This is a genomic window from Brevibacillus panacihumi W25 (assembly GCF_000503775.1).
Lineage (GTDB): Bacteria > Bacillota > Bacilli > Brevibacillales > Brevibacillaceae > Brevibacillus > Brevibacillus panacihumi_A.
Window position 1 is genome coordinate 979,544 of record NZ_KI629785.1, and the last position, 18,627, is coordinate 998,170.

The following is an 18,627-nucleotide window of genomic DNA, read 5'->3' on the forward strand; positions in this document are numbered from 1 at the left end:
CAAGAGAAAAAATACCGCATGAATGTAAACGGAATATAAACGGAATAATACGGGAGACTGGGTCATTTTTTTATTTTATTTCGTTCCAATTTTGTTTTCAGATTATTTTTGTATATAAATGATGAATTTGGGGTAGAAGACAGGAGCCAAATCGAGTATAATAGGTTCGTAATTAATAAACGAAACTTAGTTTCATCAGATGAAACCCCAAGTTGACCAAGGGAGGTTGTATACATTGTCTAACAAAGATGCTTACAAAGTGAAATCTTCCCTTCAAGTAGGCGGCAAATCTATTGCATACTATCGCCTGCAAGGGTTGGAAGAACAAGGCGTTGGAGAAGTTTCCAAGCTGCCGTTCTCCATTAAAGTTCTGCTCGAGGCAGCCGTTCGTCAATTCGACGGCCGCGCGATTACCAAGGAGCATGTGCAACAACTGGCCAACTGGACAAAAGGCCGCGACGCTAACCAAGAAGTACCTCTCGCTCCTGCACGCATCGTTCTGCAAGACTTCACCGGTGTGCCGGCTGTCGTTGACTTGGCAGCAATGCGCATTGCGATGAAACGTGCTGGCGGAGATCCAAAACGAATCAATCCGCTGGTTCCTGTAGATCTGGTAATCGACCACTCCGTCATGGTTGACGACTTCGGCAACCCATTGGCGTTGGAAAACAATATGAAGCTGGAATTCGAACGCAACCAAGAGCGCTACCGCTTCCTGCGCTGGGCGCAAACTGCGTTTGACAACTTCCGTGCCGTTCCTCCTGCTACTGGTATCGTTCACCAGGTAAACCTGGAGTATCTGGCAACTGTAGTCGCTACTCGCGAAGTAGACGGCGAACTGGTCGCATTCCCTGATTCCCTCGTAGGTACTGACTCCCACACCACCATGATCAACGGTCTTGGCGTACTCGGCTGGGGTGTCGGCGGTATCGAGGCTGAAGCAGGAATGCTCGGTCAACCACTCTATTTCGTAACACCTGAAGTAGTTGGTTTCAAACTGACTGGCACTCTGAGCCCTGGTGCTACTGCAACTGACCTGGCTCTGACTGTAACCCAAATGCTGCGCAAAAAAGGCGTAGTCGGGAAATTTGTAGAATTCTACGGTCCTGGCCTGTCCAACATCTCGCTGGCTGACCGCGCGACTGTAGCCAACATGGCACCTGAGTACGGCGCAACTATGGGCTTCTTCCCAGTAGATGCGGAAACTCTCAACTATCTGCGCCAAACAGGCCGCGAAGAAGACCTGATCTCCCTGGTAGAAGCATACACCAAAGAACAAGGCCTCTTCCGTACCGACGATACGCCAGACCCAGTATTCTCCGAAACACTGGAACTGGATCTGTCCACTGTCGTACCTAGCTTGGCTGGTCCAAAACGCCCGCAAGACCGCGTAGAGCTGACTGCGATGAAGCAAAGCTTCAACGACAGCCTCCGTACGCCAATCGAAAAAGGCGGCTTTGGCCTCTCCGATGAGAAAATTGCAGCGGAAGCTCCTGTCGTCTATCCAAACGGCGAAAAAGCTACGCTGAAAACCGGTTCTGTAGTAATTGCAGCGATTACTTCCTGTACCAATACATCAAACCCAAGCGTTATGCTGGGCGCTGGTATCCTGGCGAAAAAAGCAGTGGAAAAAGGCCTGAAAAAGCCTGCTTTCGTGAAAAGCTCCCTGGCTCCAGGTTCCCGTGTCGTAACCCAATACCTGATCGACGCAGGTCTGATGGAATCCCTGGATGCCCTCGGCTTCAACGTAGTCGGTTATGGTTGCACCACTTGCATCGGTAACTCCGGTCCATTGCCAGAAGTTACAAGCAAAGCAATTGCGGACGAAGATCTGACTGTAGCAGCCGTTCTCTCCGGTAACCGCAACTTCGAAGGCCGTATCCATGCCCAGGTAAAAGCGAACTACCTTGCTTCTCCTCCATTGGTTATCGCCTATGCCCTGGCTGGTACTGTAAACATCGATCTGCAAAACGAGCCGCTTGGCGAAGACAAAGACGGTAAACCTGTTTACCTGAAAGACATCTGGCCAACTCCTGAAGAAATCGCAGCTGCGATGGACAAAGCGATGAACCCAGCTCTGTTCCGCGCTGAGTACGGTCAAGTCTTCACACAAAACGAAGCATGGAACAAAATCGACGTTCCAACTGGCGATCTGTACGAGTGGGATGAAAACTCCACCTACATCCAGGAGCCTCCATTCTTCCAAAACCTGCAAGGTGATGTAGGTCATATCGCGGACATCAAGACAGCAAGCCCAATCGCTCTGTTCGGTGATTCCGTAACGACAGACCACATCTCTCCAGCAGGTAACATTGCGCCAACAAGCCCTGCAGGTCTCTACCTGCAATCCAAAGGCGTAGAACGCAAAGACTTCAACTCCTACGGCGCTCGTCGCGGTAGTCATGATGTCATGATGCGCGGTACATTCGCCAACATCCGCATCCGCAACCAAGTGGCTCCAGGAACAGAAGGCGGCGTAACCAAATACCTGCCAACCGGTGAAGTCATGTCCATCTACGATGCTTGCATGAAATATCAAGCAGACGGTACTCCACTCGTGGTGCTCGCAGGTAAAGAGTACGGTACTGGTTCTTCCCGTGACTGGGCAGCAAAAGGTACCTTCCTCTTGGGCATCAAAGCTGTTATCGCTGAGAGCTTTGAGCGCATCCACCGTTCCAACCTGGTCGGTATGGGCGTACTGCCGCTCCAATTCGCTGACGGCCAAAGCTGGAAGTCCCTCGGCATCGACGGAACTGAATCCTTCAGCATCGAAGGTCTGTCTGACGATGTACAACCAGGACAGCGCGTAACCGTAACAGCTACACGCAAAGACGGCAGCACACTGCAATTCGACGTAATCGTTCGTCTCGACTCCATGGTAGACGTCGATTACTACCGCAATGGCGGTATCCTGCAAACCGTCCTGCGTCAACTGTTGGACGAAGGACAAAAGGTAAACGCGTAAAATCTAGTTTTTCAAATACGTCTGATACAGCACCCACCCATATAAAAGAGGCAGGCATCGCATATGCGATGACCTGCCTCTTTTGCTTGTTCATTTTTCGATCTGCTCGACGCTCACACTGCTCTTTCTTTTACCGCCGACAATCCCCGATGCAACCGTAACTCCCAGGAAGACCAGCAGACCTCCCCAGATTTGCGAAGCGGTGATGCTCTCTCCCAGCAAGACACTGATGATGGCGGTAAAGACGGGAATCAGATTGAGGGTAATCCCGGCTTTGTTGGCTCCCAGAGCACGAACCGACGTATTCCAGAAGACGAAGGAGAAGATTGACGGAAACAACACGATATAGAAGAAGCCTGTGATCGCAAGCGGCTGCATCGCTGTCAAGTCTACGCCCTGCCAGATAGCAAACGGAAGCATCATCAGGACGGCAAGTACCGTAGAGGACGCTGTCGCGGTAATGGGTGCCACTCCTTTTACCCTTCGTCCGATAATGGAATAAAACGTCCAGACCAGGACTGCCCCGATCGCCAGAAGATCTCCACGATTGTACTCCATATGCAGGAGCTGCCCGAGATTTCCCCTCGTCAATACGACGATCACTCCGAGCAAAGAGACCAAAAACCCGACTCCCTGCAAGCCTGTGATCTTTTCGCGCAGCAAGAAAAAGGAGAACAGCACGATGACACCCGGATTGAGGGCAGCCACTAAAGCCGCGTTCGTCGCCGACGTGTATTCCAGCGCCGAGTACAAAAACAGATTGTAGCCAATTACTCCGAAAAGCCCCATGAGCAGCAGCGGCAGCCATTGCCTGGCCACCTGCTTTGCGTCCGGCTTCTCCATCAGGATGGCCAACGGGATCAAGACGATCAACGCCAGCACCCACCGCGCAAAGGTGAGCCACAGCGGACTCAACACGGTCACGACGTATTTGCCAAACACAAAATTCCCTGCCCAAAACAGATTGCAGAAAAATAATAGCCACCAGGCACGGTGTTTCCCCAACCGTTCCACTCCTTCCCGCTTCCCCGACGCTTGTCCTATCCTATTTTCATTAATATTCCAACTTTACTCGAAGCGAATGGCCACTGTAAAGAGAAGCCACCCTATCACGGAGGAGGGATTGAAATGGATCGACAGGATTTCGAAAAGATTTACGAGGCTTATAAAACCGATGGCGAGCGCAGAGCAGTCGTAGAACAAGGAATGATTGAGGATCAAGCAAGCCCCGGTCAGGAACGGATCGTCGCCGTGCGCAAGAACGAGGATGGCGATCTGATCGCCTTTCAAACGGAGAGCGGACGCCAGCTGGATTACGTCACAGCCCTGCAGGAAGCGAAAGCGGGAAATCTCGCCCACGTCGATGTGTTTCACAAATACGGGCGTGATATTTTGCGCAGCGAACCAGACGGGATCAAAGAAAACAACTTGGACAATTTGCCGGAATTTTAGTTTCAGTAGACCTAAGAAAAGCAGGTGCTCTTTTCCGAAGAGACGCCTGCTTTTTGTTTTCCTCACTCCTCTCCCCCCTCTCCCATATCATGGTGAAGAGCCCTGTGAAGGAGAGAATCACGTGAGAATCTGTTTTTATTGCAATCTCATCGAGTTCAAGCCCAAGGGAAATGTCCTGCAGTTCTTCATCATGCTGCGAGCGCTCGATCGAAAATTAGCGCAGCTCAACAGCCGTGAACGGAAGCGTTACGCTTTCGACTGCGTTCTTCCCTTTTCGTTTCGCAACGGAACCGGCGGATTCCACTTTTCGCATATCCGCTTCCACCAATCGGATGATCCGACCCAAACCATCCTCTTGCTCGACCGAAAAAACAAGTATGACTTCATTTTTGTGCGCGGCCGCAATGACGCCCACAAGCTGCTGCAGCATAAGGAATCACTGTCGCAAAAACTGCTGTATTTAGCCACTCAATACAATCTGCAGGATCCGTACATCATGGGGCGGACCGATTATCTCTTCCGCAACAGTCGGATGGTATTTTTCCAGACGGAGCCCAATGCGGAGCGCTATCGCCGCTACCAGCTAAACAAGGGAAGCTACTCGGAGCAGGAGTTAACCCGTAAAATCCAGGTCTTGCCCCAGTTCGTCGAGCCGAGCCGTCACCCCCTGAAGATGCGCCAGGCGGATAAGCCGCTTCATCTGATCATGGCAGGGGTAATCCGACCGCGCTATGGACTGGCCGTCGCCGCAAAAGCCATCCAACTCATCCGCAAACATTCCCCCAAGGCGCGTCTGCGTGTGCTCTACCCGTCGATCGTCGGGACGTACAGAAAACGCGCCGAGCAATTGCTGCGCATGCCCGGAGTCTCTGACCACGGGCAAAAATCAATGTGGAAAACCAAAGAGATGATCGTGGACAGCGGGATCGGTCTCGCGCTTCTTTACGACCGGACCAGCGATCAGAACCCCTCTCATTCATACTTATCCCGCATCTTGGAGTACATGGCGCTCGGTGTCCCCGTCCTGACTACGCGCACAGTCGGCAATCTTGCATTGCTGGGAGAAGACTACCCGCTGTTCGTTGAATACGCATTTGATATCCGGGAAAAATACCTGCGGCTTTGCGATCCTCATTACTACGAGGAGATGAGTCAATATGTAAAGGAGCGAGGCAAGCGTTTTCTCGCAGAAAATGCGGTAGAGCCTCTATGGGACGCCCTGCATCGGGAATACAGGTTGGGAACAAAGAAATAAAGAAAACCAAAAAAGCCATCACTGGCATCGATCGCCTTGTCAGTGTTGGCTTCTTTCTTATCTCATCATTTTCCCCATTCGATATGCTGCCTCCAGGATATAAGGAGCGTACTGCTTCATCTTCTCTTGAGTCAACCGGTTGGACGGGCCAGATGCGGCAATCGCAGCGACGAGTTGACCGTTGCGGTTGAAGATCGGTGCCGCTACGGCAGCGGTTCCCAGTTCCCTTTCCTCCACACTGGTCGCGTAGCCCAACTGGCGGATTTGTTCCAGTTGTTCTTCATAGGAATCCCGATCTACATAATCTGGCCATTCCAATCCATTGAGGATTTCAGCCGTGACCATCGGGTCGTCATGGGCAACCAGCACCTTGCTGGAAGCTCCGACCGTCAATGGCATCCTGGCCCCTACCGGAGCAACCCTGCGAATAGCCTGCTTGCTCTGCACAGCCTGAATGCGGATTCGTTCATAGCCATCGCGCACGTACAGGCTGATCGTCTCCTCAACCAGGTCGCGCAATCGTTCCATTTCCGGCAGGAGCATCGTAGCCGGATCATCATTATGGGTGAGATTGGCAGACAATTCCCATACCCGAAAGCCCAATCGGTACTTTTCTGTCTGCACATCACGAATTAAAAATCCTTTGTTTTCGAGTGTTGCCAGCAAACGATGCACGGTACTTTTGTGCAAGGATAGACGGGTCGCGATCTCACTTAACCCCAAGTCTGTCGAATCCGTAAAGCAAAGCAGAATCTCCAATGCCCGCTCGACGGCACGCACGTTTGCTTTTGGTTCTTCCATCTGTTACACCTGCTTCCTTTTGTTGCGGTAAGTTTCACCTAATGAAACGAATGGCTACTTTTCAGTATACGAAAATTTGCACAGGAGTAAAGAAGAGATTGCAGCGACCAACTTCTTCTATCTATTTTTTCCCAATTGGACACCTCTACAAGCGACATACCGGTCCGTACATACATTAGGAGAAGTGCATCTAAACAAGGATTGGGGTTGATTTCGACTTGGGTAAAAAAAGTGAATCGAAATGGACCAAGCTTAAAATCATGCGTGCCCGTGCCTCGCTTTCCGGGGCCCTGCCCCGCACTAGCCTGTTCTCCCGCCGCAGTTTTCTTTCTTTTCTCTCACGCTATTCCAAGGTGATCGCCAAACCTGCCTCGGGGAGCGGCGGTGCCGGCGTCATTATGATCAAGCAGAAGAAAAAGAATGCGTATCTGGTGCAGCGAGGTGCCAAGCGAAAGACCATTCGCGGCAAACAAAGCACCTACCGCTATGTACGCAGGAAGCTCGGAACCCGTTATCTGATCCAGAAAAGAATCTCGCTGGCAAAGGTCGGCGGACGTCCCTTCGATGTCCGTGTCATGGTACAAAAAAGAAACGGTTCTGATTGGAAGGTGACGGGAATGCTGGCAAAAGTGGCTGGCAAGGGATATATCATCACCAATGTCAAGCGCAGCGGGGGCTATGTCCTGCCGTTATCCACGGCGATTGCGCGCTCCAATATCCCCAACTCTTCCTCTGCCGTAATCAATCGTCTGCGCCGAATTGCCCTGCTTGCTGCCAGAAGCCTATCCTCCTATTATACTGCCCAGCGCGTTTTTGGCTTTGACATGGGCATCGATGCAAAAGGAAAGGTCTGGATTATCGAAGCCAATCTGCGTCCGGATATTACGCTGTTTGCCAAACTGCGTGACAAGAGCATGTACCATACGATTCGCTCTTATAGAACATAGAAAGAAAAGCAGTCCTCCCACGCATGGAGAGACTGCTTTTCTGGTGCATGATTAAAAATTGAAATTGTCTGGATCTGGCCCAAAACGTTTATTTTCATTTAGTGCCGCAAGCCGCTCCACATCTTGTGGTTCCAAGGTAAAATCAAACACGTCTGCATTTTGGCGAATACGCTCAGGCGTGATGGATTTCGGGATCGTCACCACTTTTTGGTCCAGGTCCCAACGAATCACGATTTGGGCAGGAGATTTGCCGTATTTCTGAGCCAGTTCAGTCAGCAATGGATGATCGAGATTCCCCTGCATCAACGGACTCCAAGCCTCCATCTGGATCTTGTGATCACGGCAGTATGTAAGCAGATCTCGTTGTGTCAGCAGCGGATGGAACTCGACCTGATTGACAGCAGGAACGATTTCACTGACCTTGCGAAGCTCCTCCAGATGGTGAACGTGGAAATTGCTTACGCCAATCGCACGTACATAGCCATCCTTGTACAGCTTCTCCAATGCTCTCCACGTCTCGGTAAATTTGTCTTTCACCGGCCAGTGGATCAGGTACAGGTCCAGCGTGTCTACACCGAGCTTTTTCACGCTTGTATTGAAGGCGGCAAGTGTCGACTCATAGCCTTGATCCGAATTCCACACCTTGGTTGTCAAGAAGAGCTTGTCGCGTGCAATCCCTGACTCGCGAATCGCTTCACCTACGCCCTCTTCATTTTTGTAGATAGCGGCTGTATCGATGCTTTCATAGCCGGCTTCAATCGCCGAACGGACGGCATTTTTTACTTCGTCGCCCTCTTTTACCAGATAAACCCCAAGGCCAAGCCATGGCATTTTGACTCCATTGTTCAGTTCTGTGCGATCTGTGAGCTTTGTTGTCATACGATCTCCTCCATTCAGCGTAGAATTGGGATGTTGTCGATGTCAGTGTAGCATACACGAGGGGACAGGAAAAGCTGACCAGCACATTAGTACAAGCGGTTTTTATAGCTGTCCATAAGCCCCTCTGCCACTTCCTTCACTGTCAAGTCCGGCAGCTTGATGTGATCTGCCAGAATTTGCGCTGCGTTGGGTACGTTCTCCTTCGTAGGCCAGGTTTCCGGATTCCACAATCCCGAACGCATAAACGACTTCGCACAGTGCATATAACACTCCTCTACCTTCACGCCGATGCCGACGAGCGGCCGTTTTTCGTTCACCGCCATCTTCTCCAGAATCTCCTCATCCCGGATGACACAAGCACGTCCGTTGATGCGAAGCGTCTCCTGCAAGGTCGGAATCAGGAAAATCAGACCAATCTGGGAATTTGCCAGAATGTTGCGAAGCGAATCCATACGTTTGTTGCCTGGCCGCTCCGGGATGACCAGATGGCGATCATCGACGATATGTACAAAGCCCGGAGCATCTCCGCGCGGGGAAGCGTCGCATCTGCCTGCTTCGTCAGAGGTCGCAATGACCAGAAATGGTGATTTTGCAATAAAGTCACGGCAATGTTCATCCAGGTGATCAATGCTTTTGTTCTGCACCACGCGACTCGGCTCTCCGAACATCTCCCTCAACACCGTCTGCTCCGTTACTACATCCCGAAATACTCCGAATCCCTGCATCCTCAACACCTCTTTGTCTTTGCTTTTTTCTTGTCTGTGACCATCATAGCACAGGAAAGACATGTTTTCCTTTCACTCTCCGCGAAAAAATGGTAATGTTTACCTATTCCTTGCAATAATCAAGATTACAAACACATGAAGGTGGCGCGTTGCCAAATGAGCATGTTCATCAATATCCTTGCATCCATCGTTCTCATTGTCATGCTTGTCTATATCTATAAAAAACGCGAAGAAAACGAAACAAACCTTGGATTAAAAATCATCGGATATTACCTATTGGGCTCGTTTACTTTTCGCATGAACGAATTTCCTGTTCCCTTAGGCTTTTTAGTCTTTCTCTTCTTTTTCCGGCCCATTGCGAATCGAACAGCGAAGCACTATTCCGCTTACCTGGGTTTGGCCTTTTTTGTACTGCAATTGATCATTCCAGCAGTACAGGAGTATTGGTATGAGCGCCCACGTGACATTGCAGCCTCAAGCGCAAATATGTATCAGATATCCTTTTTACAAGACTGGTCCACCATTCGTGATCAATTGGACATCGATGAGAATGCCCGCTTGGAGAGGTTTCGAGCGGAATATGAAAAAGACGGCGAGATCATCAGGCTCTCTTATTATGTGGTCGGCCAATCAGATAACGAATTCATCCGTTATGGCATCGATTATTCATCCGAGACACAGACGTATACTGTTAAGCGCCGCAAAGTTGCCAGAAAATGGATGCAATATGAGCGCAAAGTATTTGCCTCGAGATTTTTTGAGGTTTTTGATGAGATTCAGGCCCGCAACTTGTCTCCCGAACAATCCTTTGACCGGATAATCTTGAACAGTGACGGAGAAAAAGACAAATATGCTATTGAAGATCGGAAAAAGCTTTTGATTATGGGAAAAGAGATCAGAGAGATTACAAACGAGGAACTCCCCGTCGAAGGATATATCATCAGCGCTTGCAGTATGGGAACGACTTCTGAAAACACTTCCGGCTATACCAGTTCAACCAGTTGTGAGGATATCGATTACTTTTTTGATGCGCTGCTAAATAAAGATGAATATGCAGAAAAGGATGTGTAGGTAATGGAAGGTGGATATGCAGTCGGTTGGGGAACGTTAGCCCTGATTAATGCCGGCTTGGCCCAGGGAAAGAATGAAAGCGGGCTGCTATGGTTTCTCCTCTCCCTTTTGCTTGGCCCCATTGCTACTTTTATGATTGTCATCTGGGTGAAGTTTCCCAAAAAGGATCCGTGAGTGAGAGTGGATGCCGATTCCTTTTTTGATACCTAACGCTCCAGATTGGACGAATCGGACGTCTTGCGCTATTTTTAAGTATAGTCATGATAAGGAGGTTTCCGCCCTATGCTCAAAATAGGATCGCACGTATCGTTCTCCGGCAAAGGCTTGCTGAATGCTGCCGAAGAGGCTGCCACCTACGGCTCGACTACGTTTATGATTTATACGGGTGCCCCGCAGAATCCCCGCCGCAAGCCCATTGAGGATCAATTTATCACCGAAGGCAAAGAAGTCATGGCCAAGATGGGCGTCGATGAAATTGTGGTACATGCCCCGTACATTATCAATCTGGGGTCGTACAAGGACGATACCTTTGAGCTGGCAGTCCGGTTCCTGCAGGAAGAAATCAAGCGAACCGACTACATCGGCGTCAAGAATATCGTGCTTCACCCAGGCGCTTACACGGACAAGGATGCAGAATACGGAATTGCCCGCATCGCCGAAGGATTAAACGAGGTACTTGCAGGGGTCAAGCACACTGATGTGAAAATCGCGTTGGAGACCATGGCTGGAAAAGGAACCGAGATCGGTCGCAGCTTCGAGGAAATAGCCGCCATTATCGAAAAAGTGGACGACAACAGCAAGCTGTCCGTCTGCATGGACACGTGCCACATTCACGATGCCGGCTATGATATCGTGAACGATTTCGATGGCGTACTCGAACAGTTTGACCGCATCATCGGCCTGGACCGTCTGGCTGTCGTCCACTTGAATGACAGCAAAAACTTCCGTGGTGCAGGCAAAGACCGCCACGCTCCGATTGGTGCCGGACTCATCGGGTTTGATGCGATGAACTACATCGTGAATCATGAGAAAATCCGCCATTTGCCGCTGGTGCTGGAAACGCCTTGGATCGGGAAAGAAAAAGGCAAGGAACGTCCCATGTACGAAGCAGAAATCGCCCTCTTGCGCGGCGAGGTGGAAGGCAGATTTGGCGAAGAATTCCTCGATCATGTGGAACGCCTGGACTTCTTCTTCCGCAAGCAGGATGTGTCCAGACGCGACTATGTCGTAGGAGTCTGGGAGCTGCTCAAGAACGACCCGAAGGCGAAGAAAGCAGATGGCCGCGAGCCGATGGAGCGTCTGTACGATATGGTGAAAGAAGCCAGACTGTTCCCTGATCTTTCGGAAGAACAGATCAACCATCGCTTGACTGGCTATTTTGCCTTTCCTGCTTTCACGTAAGACAATGCCCTCCCCTTGGGTAGGAGGCGGCAATCAAATGGCTTGTACATCCTGCGGTTATGAATTTGACCCGAATCAGGTCAATTGGAGATACCATACGGAGAATCTTTACATCATCCTTGCTCCTGTCCATCACGAATCCATTTTCAAGCAAATCGTCGACCATTATGTCCGCGAGATAGCAAATGGGCAGGATGATGAGGATGACATCTGGATCATCATCGATGAATACGAACCGGAATACACGCCGTGCAATGAATGCTGGCTGCAAAATAGGCGCACCAAACACCGGATGGAAAAGCTGTATGGCGAACAGAATATCACCTTTGGCTTTACATTTTAAACATATGGAAAAGCCGTCCCCCTTCAAGCAAGGGAGACGGCTTTTCTTCATGAATCCCGAAGCGGCTGCAAGCTCCCCTCCGAGACGACGACCCTGCCTTTTTTCAACACCGTATGGACGTGATTCACCCCGTAACGGTACTGGAGGGTCATGAAATCCGGCACATCGAATATCGTGATGTCCGCCTGCTTCCCCGGCTCAATGCTGCCGATCTGATCACCGCGGCGAATCGCATGTGCGGCATTGATCGTCGCTGCCGTCAGCACCTCAGCAGGGGTCATCCCCATCTTCAGACAGCCGAGATTCATGATCAGGGGCATGGAGACGGTAGGAGAAGAACCGGGATTGCAGTCCGTCGATAGGGCAACCGCTACTCCGGCGTCGATCATTCTTCGACCATTGGCAGACTCCGCCATCAGGAAAAAGGCAGTTCCAGGCAGAAGCACAGCGATCACACCTGCGTCTGCCATCATCTGGATGCCGCGCTCGGACGCCCGCAAGAGATGGTCGGCAGAGACGGCCCCGATCTCGGCTGAAAGCTCCGCCCCTTGATACGGCTCGATCTCGTCGGCGTGAATTTTGGGCAAAAGACCATGCTGGCGGCCAGCCTCCAAGATGCGTCTCGACTGCTCAGGCGTAAACACCCCGCGCTCGCAGAAGACATCGTTGAACTCAGCCAACTGACGGCGCGCTACCTCCGGGATCATCTCCCGGATCAAAAGATCGACGAAATCATCCGGGCGTTCCCGATATTCCAGCGGGACAGCATGTGCGCCCATAAACGTGCTGACGACATCGGCCGGATGCTTTTCATCCAGGAGCTTCGCCACTTCCAACTGTTTGATCTCCACATCCAACGACATGCCATAGCCGCTTTTCGCCTCGACGGTTGTGACTCCATGCAGCAAAAACTGGTCGAGCCGTTTTTTGCTCTCTGTAAACAGCTGTTCTGCCGATGCCTCGCGGGTCGCCCTGGTCGTCGCATGAATGCCTCCGCCGCTGTTCATGATCTCCATGTAGGTAGCGCCGTTAAGCCTCATATTGAATTCGTTCTGCCTGCTTCCAACGTGAACCAGATGGGTATGGGGATCGATCAGTCCTGGGGTGACCAGCTTCCCGGAAGCGTCGATGACCAGTGCCTCGCCGCTGCGCTGTCCATACTCTGCCGCGAGCTGGGCATCTGTTCCGACGCGCATGATTTTGCCGTCCTCCAGCCAGACGCTGCCATCCTCGATGATCGCCAACTGATTCATCCGTTCTCCGGTCACTGGCGCGTCTGATGTCCCCGCCAGCGTGACAAGCTGCTGCGCATGGCGAATCCATATCGGCTGGTGTCTCATATCCATTCCCCCATCATCGGGATGCGCACGCCTTTTTCCCTGGCTGTCTGCTGTGCCAGCTCGTAACCGGCGTCTGCGTGGCGGACAATCCCCATCCCCGGATCTGTCGTCAGCACACGTTCCAGACGCAGAGCTGCTTCCGGCGTTCCGTCTGCCACGATGACCATACCGGCATGAAGCGAGTAGCCCATGCCGACGCCGCCACCGTGATGCACCGATACCCAACTTGCCCCGCCAACCGCATTGACCAGCGCATTCAGGATCGGCCAGTCCGCTACGGCATCACTTCCATCCTTCATCGCTTCCGTTTCCCGATTGGGCGAAGCGACAGAGCCGGAATCCAGATGATCCCGCCCGATTACGATCGGGGCTTTCAACTCACCGCGTCCCACCATCTCGTTGATGATCTGCCCGAAGCGTGCCCGCTCGCCGTAGCCCAGCCAGCAGATGCGCGACGGCAAGCCTTGAAACGAGATGCGTTCCTGTGCCATGCGTATCCAGCGGCAAAGATGCGTATTGGCAGCAAATTCACGCAGAATGACCTCGTCTGTCTTGTAGATGTCCTCCGGGTCGCCTGAGAGTGCTACCCAGCGAAACGGCCCTTTTCCCAAGCAAAATTGCGGCCGGATATAAGCGGGGACAAAGCCGGGAAAGCGAAACGCCTCCTCTACCCCCTGATCCTTTGCCACCTGACGGATGTTGTTGCCATAATCGAAGGTAACAGCTCCTTGCTCCTGCATGGCGAGCATCGCACGGACATGTACCGCAATGCTTTCTTTGGACCGGGCCACATACACATCTGGCGACTGAAGACGCAGTGCTTCCGCTTCTGCCAAGGACATCCCCATGGGAATATACCCATTGAGGGGATCATGAGCTGAGGTTTGGTCAGTCAGCACATCGGGAATAAAGCCGCGATCCAGCATCTCGCGCAACACTTCCGGCGCATTGCCCACCAGTCCGATGGAGACTCCTTTTTTCTCGGCCTTCATCTGCTGGGCAAGATGGATCGCCTCATCCAGATCGCGGGTCATGACATCGAGGTACTTGGTGTCCAGTCTGCGCTGGATCCGAGCCGGATCGATCTCGATGTTGATGCTGACGCCGCCGTTGAGCGAGACCGCCAGCGGTTGTGCTGCACCCATGCCTCCCAGTCCAGCAGTGACAGTGATCGTACCTTCCAGCGTTCCGCCAAAATGCTGGCGCGCGCATTCGGCAAACGTCTCGTACGTGCCCTGCACGATCCCTTGGCTGCCGATGTAGATCCAGCTTCCCGCTGTCATTTGTCCGTACATCATCAGCCCTTTTTGGTCCAGCTCGTGAAAATGCTCCCAGCTGGCCCACGCAGGAACCAGATTGGAGTTGGCCAACAAGACGCGCGGTGCGTCGCGATGCGTCCGAAACACTGCTACAGGCTTGCCGGATTGGATCAGCAAGGTCTCATCGTCCGCAAGCTGCTGCAGCGTTCTGACAATCGCCTCAAAGCTTTCCCAATTGCGCGCGGCCTTGCCGATCCCTCCATATACCACCAGATCCTCTGTCCGCTCTGCTACCTGCGGATTCAGATTGTTCAGAAGCATCCGCAGCGCAGCCTCCTGCACCCAGCCTTTGGCATGCAGCTTCGTACCCGAGAACTGCTGAATCAACTGCTCGATTGTTTGTGTAACCGCCATCCTCATCCACCTGCTTTCTACTTTCTGCATTCTCTTTCTCAGTATAAAAAGGCAGGAAAACGCAAAAAAGGCACCAGCCTTTTGATTTGGTGCCTTTTTCTTTCGCTCCCTCTCCTCCCATCCGGGAGATAAGAAGGGAAAACTGTCTTTTTTTTCGATTCTTAGCTTTTCTTTCGATTTCGGTATACGCGCGGCGTGATGCCCAGCTTTTCCTTGAACACCTTGCTGAAGTAGTTCGCGTTGGAAAAGCCGCTTCGAACCGCGATCTCCCGGATTGGCAGAGAGGTTTCCGTGATAAGCTGCTGCGCTTCCTTCAGGCGCATGTTGTTTAAAAGCTGGCGAAAAGAGATGCCCAAACTGCTGCTGACCAAGGTACTGAAATAAGCCGGGCTGCGGTCCACATGCCGGGCTACTTCTTCGAGCCGAAGATCGGGATCGTTGTACTTCCCTTCCATATAGCGGATCGCCAGCTCCACGACATCTACGCGCCCTGTGTTTTCTTTGCTTTGCACCGCATCCATAAGCGCAAATATGTAGAGGAGCATCTCCTGAATCACGCGGTAGAGAATAGGGGCGTACAGGACAGTCTCAAATATCCGGTGGTACTCCTGTTCAAGCGGAGCGGCATCGAGTCCCTGCGACTTCATATAACGTCTCACTTGTGCAAGGATGCTGGTCAGCCGTATCCGCAATAGTCCAGGCTCCGGGTAAGGCTCTCTCAGATTGGTAAACTGAGCGTACATCCACATCTTGACCGCGTCCCTGTTGCCTTCCAAGAGCATGTCGATCCACGTTCGCTGTTCGGCTGGAGTCAGAAGAGGATCGATGGACGACCATGTGATGGGATCCTCGATGACGTACACCTGCCGATAGCCGATAAAGAAGCGCAGTTGCAGGGCTTGGCTGGCTTCCTCCCATTTTTCGTGCAAGCTCTTTGAAGGTGTCTGACCATGATGAATAACCAGCGATAACGGGGTAAGGTGACTTGCTTCCCACTCGCTCAACAGCCGCTTGCCCAGCTGCGGCATCGATACGGATGTCGCTGCTTCCCGGCTTGCAAAGACGAGGGCGATCACGTCAGGCAGCGGCAGAATGGCTGGCTTCTCGTGAAAGGGATATGCGTGAAGAAACGCGAGCAGTTCGGGATGCTGGCTCGGATCCTCCAATTGGGCAAGCATCAGGGGACCAGCTGCTTTCCCTCCTCCATCAGGAGCAAACAATTCTCGGTAAGAAGCGTGGGTTATCTCCGCGTCTGTTTCGGCGGCACCTGTACAGGACCTTTCTCGTCCCTTCTTTTTGCATTCCTGACAACAGCGGGTCAATACCCGCCTGATCGTCTGCGGCATCAGCGGCTTCAGCCAGAGGTCACGGGCATGCAGTTCGATCCCGAGCATCGCTTTTTCGAAAGTGGCTTCCGCTGTCATTACCAATACGATGGGGCGATACTGTTCAATCAGCACCTTGAGTCTGTCCCAACTGGTTCTGGCGATCATGTCCAGTTCCAGACAGATGACGTCAGGTGTTTTATTTTCCAGTGTATGGAATGCCTCCATCTCCGTACTCGCCGAAAATACCTGATCGTAGGGTATCGCCCAGCTGTTGAGCAGCCAGTTGATCCCGGCGCGCTCGTTGGGGTCCCGGTCGGCGATCATGATGCTGGGCATAATGCATCCCTCTTTTACGCAGAATATTCAGACATATGAGTTAGAAAGAGAAGCAAGAGCTTTCCTTGCAGAAAAACCCTTGCTCTTGCGTTCGCCATTTATTGCGAAGAAAACGGGTTGTTGATCATCGTTCCAATGATATGGTTCATCGGAATGGCGCCCAATTCACGTGAATCTGTGCTGTCATTGCGATTGTCACCCATTACGAAGACATGATTTTCGGGTACCGTCACTACCTGGTCGGACATATACTCCATCTTTTCCTTGATATATGGTTCCTCCAAAGGCACACCGTTGCGATATACCTGGTGGTCTTTAAATTCCAGCACATCTCCTGGTTTGCCGATCACACGCTTGATGTACATCGACTTGTCTTCCGGTTGCCCCGTGATCATTTTGACTAAAGGATGACCGGTTATATCATCCATCAGGGTACGGTTTCGTTTCACCCGGCTGTCGACGACCACGATGTCGCCGTAATCCGGCAGATACGAAAAGGTATGGGATAGTTTGGACACAAAAACACGTTGTTCATCCTGCAGGGTCGGATCCATCGAGTGCCCATCCACCTTGTAGGGCTGGAAGACGAAAATGCCCAGCGCAAGGGCGAGGACGATAGCAAAACAGATCGATCGGACCCATCCAAAAAATTCTTTCACGCGAGACCGACACTCCTTTCCAACAGCTCCTTCATCCATTCAACGCTATCATACCACAAAAAGCTGCCGAAACAAAAAAGAGGCAGTGCTATGCGGCTCCACTGCCTCTCTCAAGCTACCTGCAAGGGCGAAAGATCGGCTCTTCCGTCGGGACCTCAAAAGCTCACGCCAATTAAACAGATATCCGTTCATCTGCCCTTCGCGTCACTTCGGACAATCTGCTCATAGGACTCCCGGTCTGTGTCGCCCTCCGTACTAAAGCAAAGAACGACAGATGTCTCGTCCAGCTTCGCCGTTTTTCGAAAATCCTCCCACTCCTCTTGCCGCATGAACATATCCAACAGTCCGACACCGACAGCACCGCTCTCGCCGCTCACGATGGCCTGATCATCCCCGACAGGAAGCCCGAGGCTGCGCATGCCCTTCCGCCGCAACCGAATCCGGGCAGCTTGCAAAGGCATCTGCATAATCGCGGAGGATCTCCCACGCCAACGGACTCGGCTCGCCGCAAGCGAGTCCTGCCATGATCGTCCGCAGGTCGCCCATCGCGGGCAATGCCCGTCCATCTCCTGCTGCGGAGCGGTAGAAGCAGTCGGCCGCATGCGGTTCCACGATTATCGCAAACGGATATTGGGACGGGTTCCTGGCGACCACATAGCCAAGTACTGCTGCCGCCATGGAGCCGACCCCCGCCTGTAAAAAAAGATGGGTCGGGGTTTCTCCCGGGAACTGTTCCGCTATTTGCTGAAGGGCTTCTGCCGCCATGGTTGTATACCCCTGCATGATCCATGCCGGGATATCGGTATATCCCTCCCAAGCCGTATCCTGGATGACCTGCCAGCCTCGTTCGCGTGCCATCTGATCCGAAAGGCGAACGGCTTCATCGTAGTTGCCATTGATGACATGAGCATGCGCCCCGGTCTTGCGAATCGCCTCCACCCGTTGGGACGCACTCCCCTTCGGCAGATAGACGACGGCTTTTTGCCCCAATTGGGCGGCTGCCCACGCAACAGCCCTGCCATGATTCCCATCAGTCGCAGTGACGAAGGTCAGTTCGCCGAGTTGTCTTTTTACCTCCTCGGATCGCAAATAGGCGAAATCCGCTTCCTCGATCGGAATCCCAAGCTTTTCACAAAGATATCGTGCAATGGCATAGGAGGCTCCGAGCACCTTGAACGCGTTAAGTCCGAAACGATGGGATTCGTCTTTGACCAGAAGCTGTCGGATTCCGAGTTTGGTCGCCAACCCTGGCAAGCCTTCAAGCGGGGTCGGTTGATAATCGGGAAAGGTGCGATGGAAGGTTTCGGCGGTATAAGCGGCTTTCGGAGATACAAATTCCGGAATGCTCATTCCCTTTCCGTTTCGTCGATTCATCGGGTTCAAACGCACGTGAGTGGCTTCTTTTTTCACCATAGCGATTCTTCCCCCTAATCATTTCATTCTCTTCTCCAG

Annotated in this window: 18 protein-coding genes; 8 read left to right on the forward strand and 10 right to left on the reverse strand. The window is 52.2% G+C overall.

Annotated features, from left to right (window positions below):
* Positions 1–235 precede the first annotated feature (235 nt).
* Positions 236–2,965, forward strand: coding sequence for an aconitate hydratase AcnA (acnA, locus tag T458_RS45790; protein WP_023557804.1), 2,730 nt, complete (start codon positions 236–238; stop codon positions 2,963–2,965).
* Between the two features lie 90 nt (positions 2,966–3,055).
* Here acnA and T458_RS45795 read toward each other — a convergent pair whose 3' ends face one another.
* Entirely contained in the window at positions 3,056–3,970 is a 915-nt protein-coding gene (locus T458_RS45795) for a DMT family transporter (protein WP_023557805.1), read from the reverse strand.
* A gap of 123 nt (positions 3,971–4,093) precedes the next feature.
* Between T458_RS45795 and T458_RS45800 the strand changes: the two genes are divergently transcribed.
* Both T458_RS45800 and T458_RS45805 read left to right on the forward strand, forming a co-directional pair.
* On the forward strand, positions 4,094–4,417 hold the full coding sequence (locus tag T458_RS45800; protein ID WP_023557806.1) for a DUF3892 domain-containing protein: 324 nt from the start codon (positions 4,094–4,096) through the stop codon (positions 4,415–4,417).
* Between the two features lie 121 nt (positions 4,418–4,538).
* On the forward strand, positions 4,539–5,672 hold the full coding sequence (locus T458_RS45805; protein WP_023557807.1) for a glycosyltransferase family protein: 1,134 nt from the start codon (positions 4,539–4,541) through the stop codon (positions 5,670–5,672).
* A 57-nt stretch (positions 5,673–5,729) separates the two neighbouring features.
* Here T458_RS45805 and T458_RS45810 read toward each other — a convergent pair whose 3' ends face one another.
* Positions 5,730–6,473, reverse strand: coding sequence for an IclR family transcriptional regulator (locus T458_RS45810; protein WP_023557808.1), 744 nt, complete (start codon positions 6,471–6,473; stop codon positions 5,730–5,732).
* Positions 6,474–6,691: 218 nt separating this feature from the next.
* Between T458_RS45810 and T458_RS45815 the strand changes: the two genes are divergently transcribed.
* On the forward strand, positions 6,692–7,420 hold the full coding sequence (locus tag T458_RS45815) for a YheC/YheD family protein (RefSeq protein ID WP_023557809.1): 729 nt from the start codon (positions 6,692–6,694) through the stop codon (positions 7,418–7,420).
* 51 nt (positions 7,421–7,471) lie between these two features.
* Here T458_RS45815 and T458_RS45820 read toward each other — a convergent pair whose 3' ends face one another.
* Together T458_RS45820 and T458_RS45825 are read right to left on the reverse strand one after the other, a co-directional pair.
* The gene (locus tag T458_RS45820) at positions 7,472–8,299 is read right to left on the reverse strand and encodes an aldo/keto reductase (protein ID WP_023557810.1); all 828 of its coding nucleotides are present in this window, start codon (positions 8,297–8,299) and stop codon (positions 7,472–7,474) included.
* 86 nt (positions 8,300–8,385) lie between these two features.
* Complete coding sequence (locus T458_RS45825) at positions 8,386–9,024, reverse strand: pyridoxamine 5'-phosphate oxidase family protein (protein ID WP_031305988.1); 639 nt, start codon at positions 9,022–9,024, stop codon at positions 8,386–8,388.
* A 156-nt stretch (positions 9,025–9,180) separates the two neighbouring features.
* Between T458_RS45825 and T458_RS45830 the strand changes: the two genes are divergently transcribed.
* From T458_RS45830 to T458_RS45840, 4 genes are all read left to right on the forward strand, one after another.
* Complete coding sequence (locus T458_RS45830; protein WP_023557812.1) at positions 9,181–10,095, forward strand: hypothetical protein; 915 nt, start codon at positions 9,181–9,183, stop codon at positions 10,093–10,095.
* A gap of 3 nt (positions 10,096–10,098) precedes the next feature.
* Positions 10,099–10,269, forward strand: coding sequence for a hypothetical protein (locus T458_RS57290; RefSeq protein ID WP_023557813.1), 171 nt, complete (start codon positions 10,099–10,101; stop codon positions 10,267–10,269).
* A gap of 108 nt (positions 10,270–10,377) precedes the next feature.
* Positions 10,378–11,496, forward strand: a complete 1,119-nt coding sequence (locus tag T458_RS45835) for a deoxyribonuclease IV (protein ID WP_023557814.1) — start codon at positions 10,378–10,380, stop codon at positions 11,494–11,496.
* Positions 11,497–11,533: 37 nt separating this feature from the next.
* The gene (locus tag T458_RS45840) at positions 11,534–11,839 is read left to right on the forward strand and encodes a hypothetical protein (protein ID WP_023557815.1); all 306 of its coding nucleotides are present in this window, start codon (positions 11,534–11,536) and stop codon (positions 11,837–11,839) included.
* A 47-nt stretch (positions 11,840–11,886) separates the two neighbouring features.
* Here the strand turns inward: T458_RS45840 and hutI are convergent, their stop codons facing one another.
* The 6 genes from hutI to T458_RS45865 all read right to left on the reverse strand — a co-directional run bounded on the left by hutI (position 11,887) and on the right by T458_RS45865 (position 18,588).
* Positions 11,887–13,179, reverse strand: a complete 1,293-nt coding sequence (hutI, locus tag T458_RS45845; protein ID WP_023557816.1) for an imidazolonepropionase — start codon at positions 13,177–13,179, stop codon at positions 11,887–11,889.
* Complete coding sequence (gene hutU / locus T458_RS45850) at positions 13,176–14,852, reverse strand: urocanate hydratase (RefSeq protein ID WP_023557817.1); 1,677 nt, start codon at positions 14,850–14,852, stop codon at positions 13,176–13,178. The genes hutI and hutU overlap by 4 nt, the downstream gene beginning before the upstream one ends.
* 161 nt (positions 14,853–15,013) lie before the next feature.
* Positions 15,014–16,516 (reverse strand): helix-turn-helix domain-containing protein, encoded by a 1,503-nt coding sequence (locus T458_RS45855; protein WP_023557818.1) that lies wholly within the window; start codon positions 16,514–16,516, stop codon positions 15,014–15,016.
* A 98-nt stretch (positions 16,517–16,614) separates the two neighbouring features.
* The gene (gene lepB, locus T458_RS45860) at positions 16,615–17,175 is read right to left on the reverse strand and encodes a signal peptidase I (RefSeq protein ID WP_023557819.1); all 561 of its coding nucleotides are present in this window, start codon (positions 17,173–17,175) and stop codon (positions 16,615–16,617) included.
* Positions 17,176–17,363: 188 nt separating this feature from the next.
* Positions 17,364–17,594, reverse strand: a complete 231-nt coding sequence (locus tag T458_RS57635) for a hypothetical protein (protein ID WP_252989845.1) — start codon at positions 17,592–17,594, stop codon at positions 17,364–17,366.
* Positions 17,563–18,588, reverse strand: coding sequence for a diaminopropionate ammonia-lyase (locus T458_RS45865; RefSeq protein WP_252989846.1), 1,026 nt, complete (start codon positions 18,586–18,588; stop codon positions 17,563–17,565). The genes T458_RS57635 and T458_RS45865 overlap by 32 nt, the downstream gene beginning before the upstream one ends.
* Between the last annotated feature and the right edge of the window lie 39 nt (positions 18,589–18,627).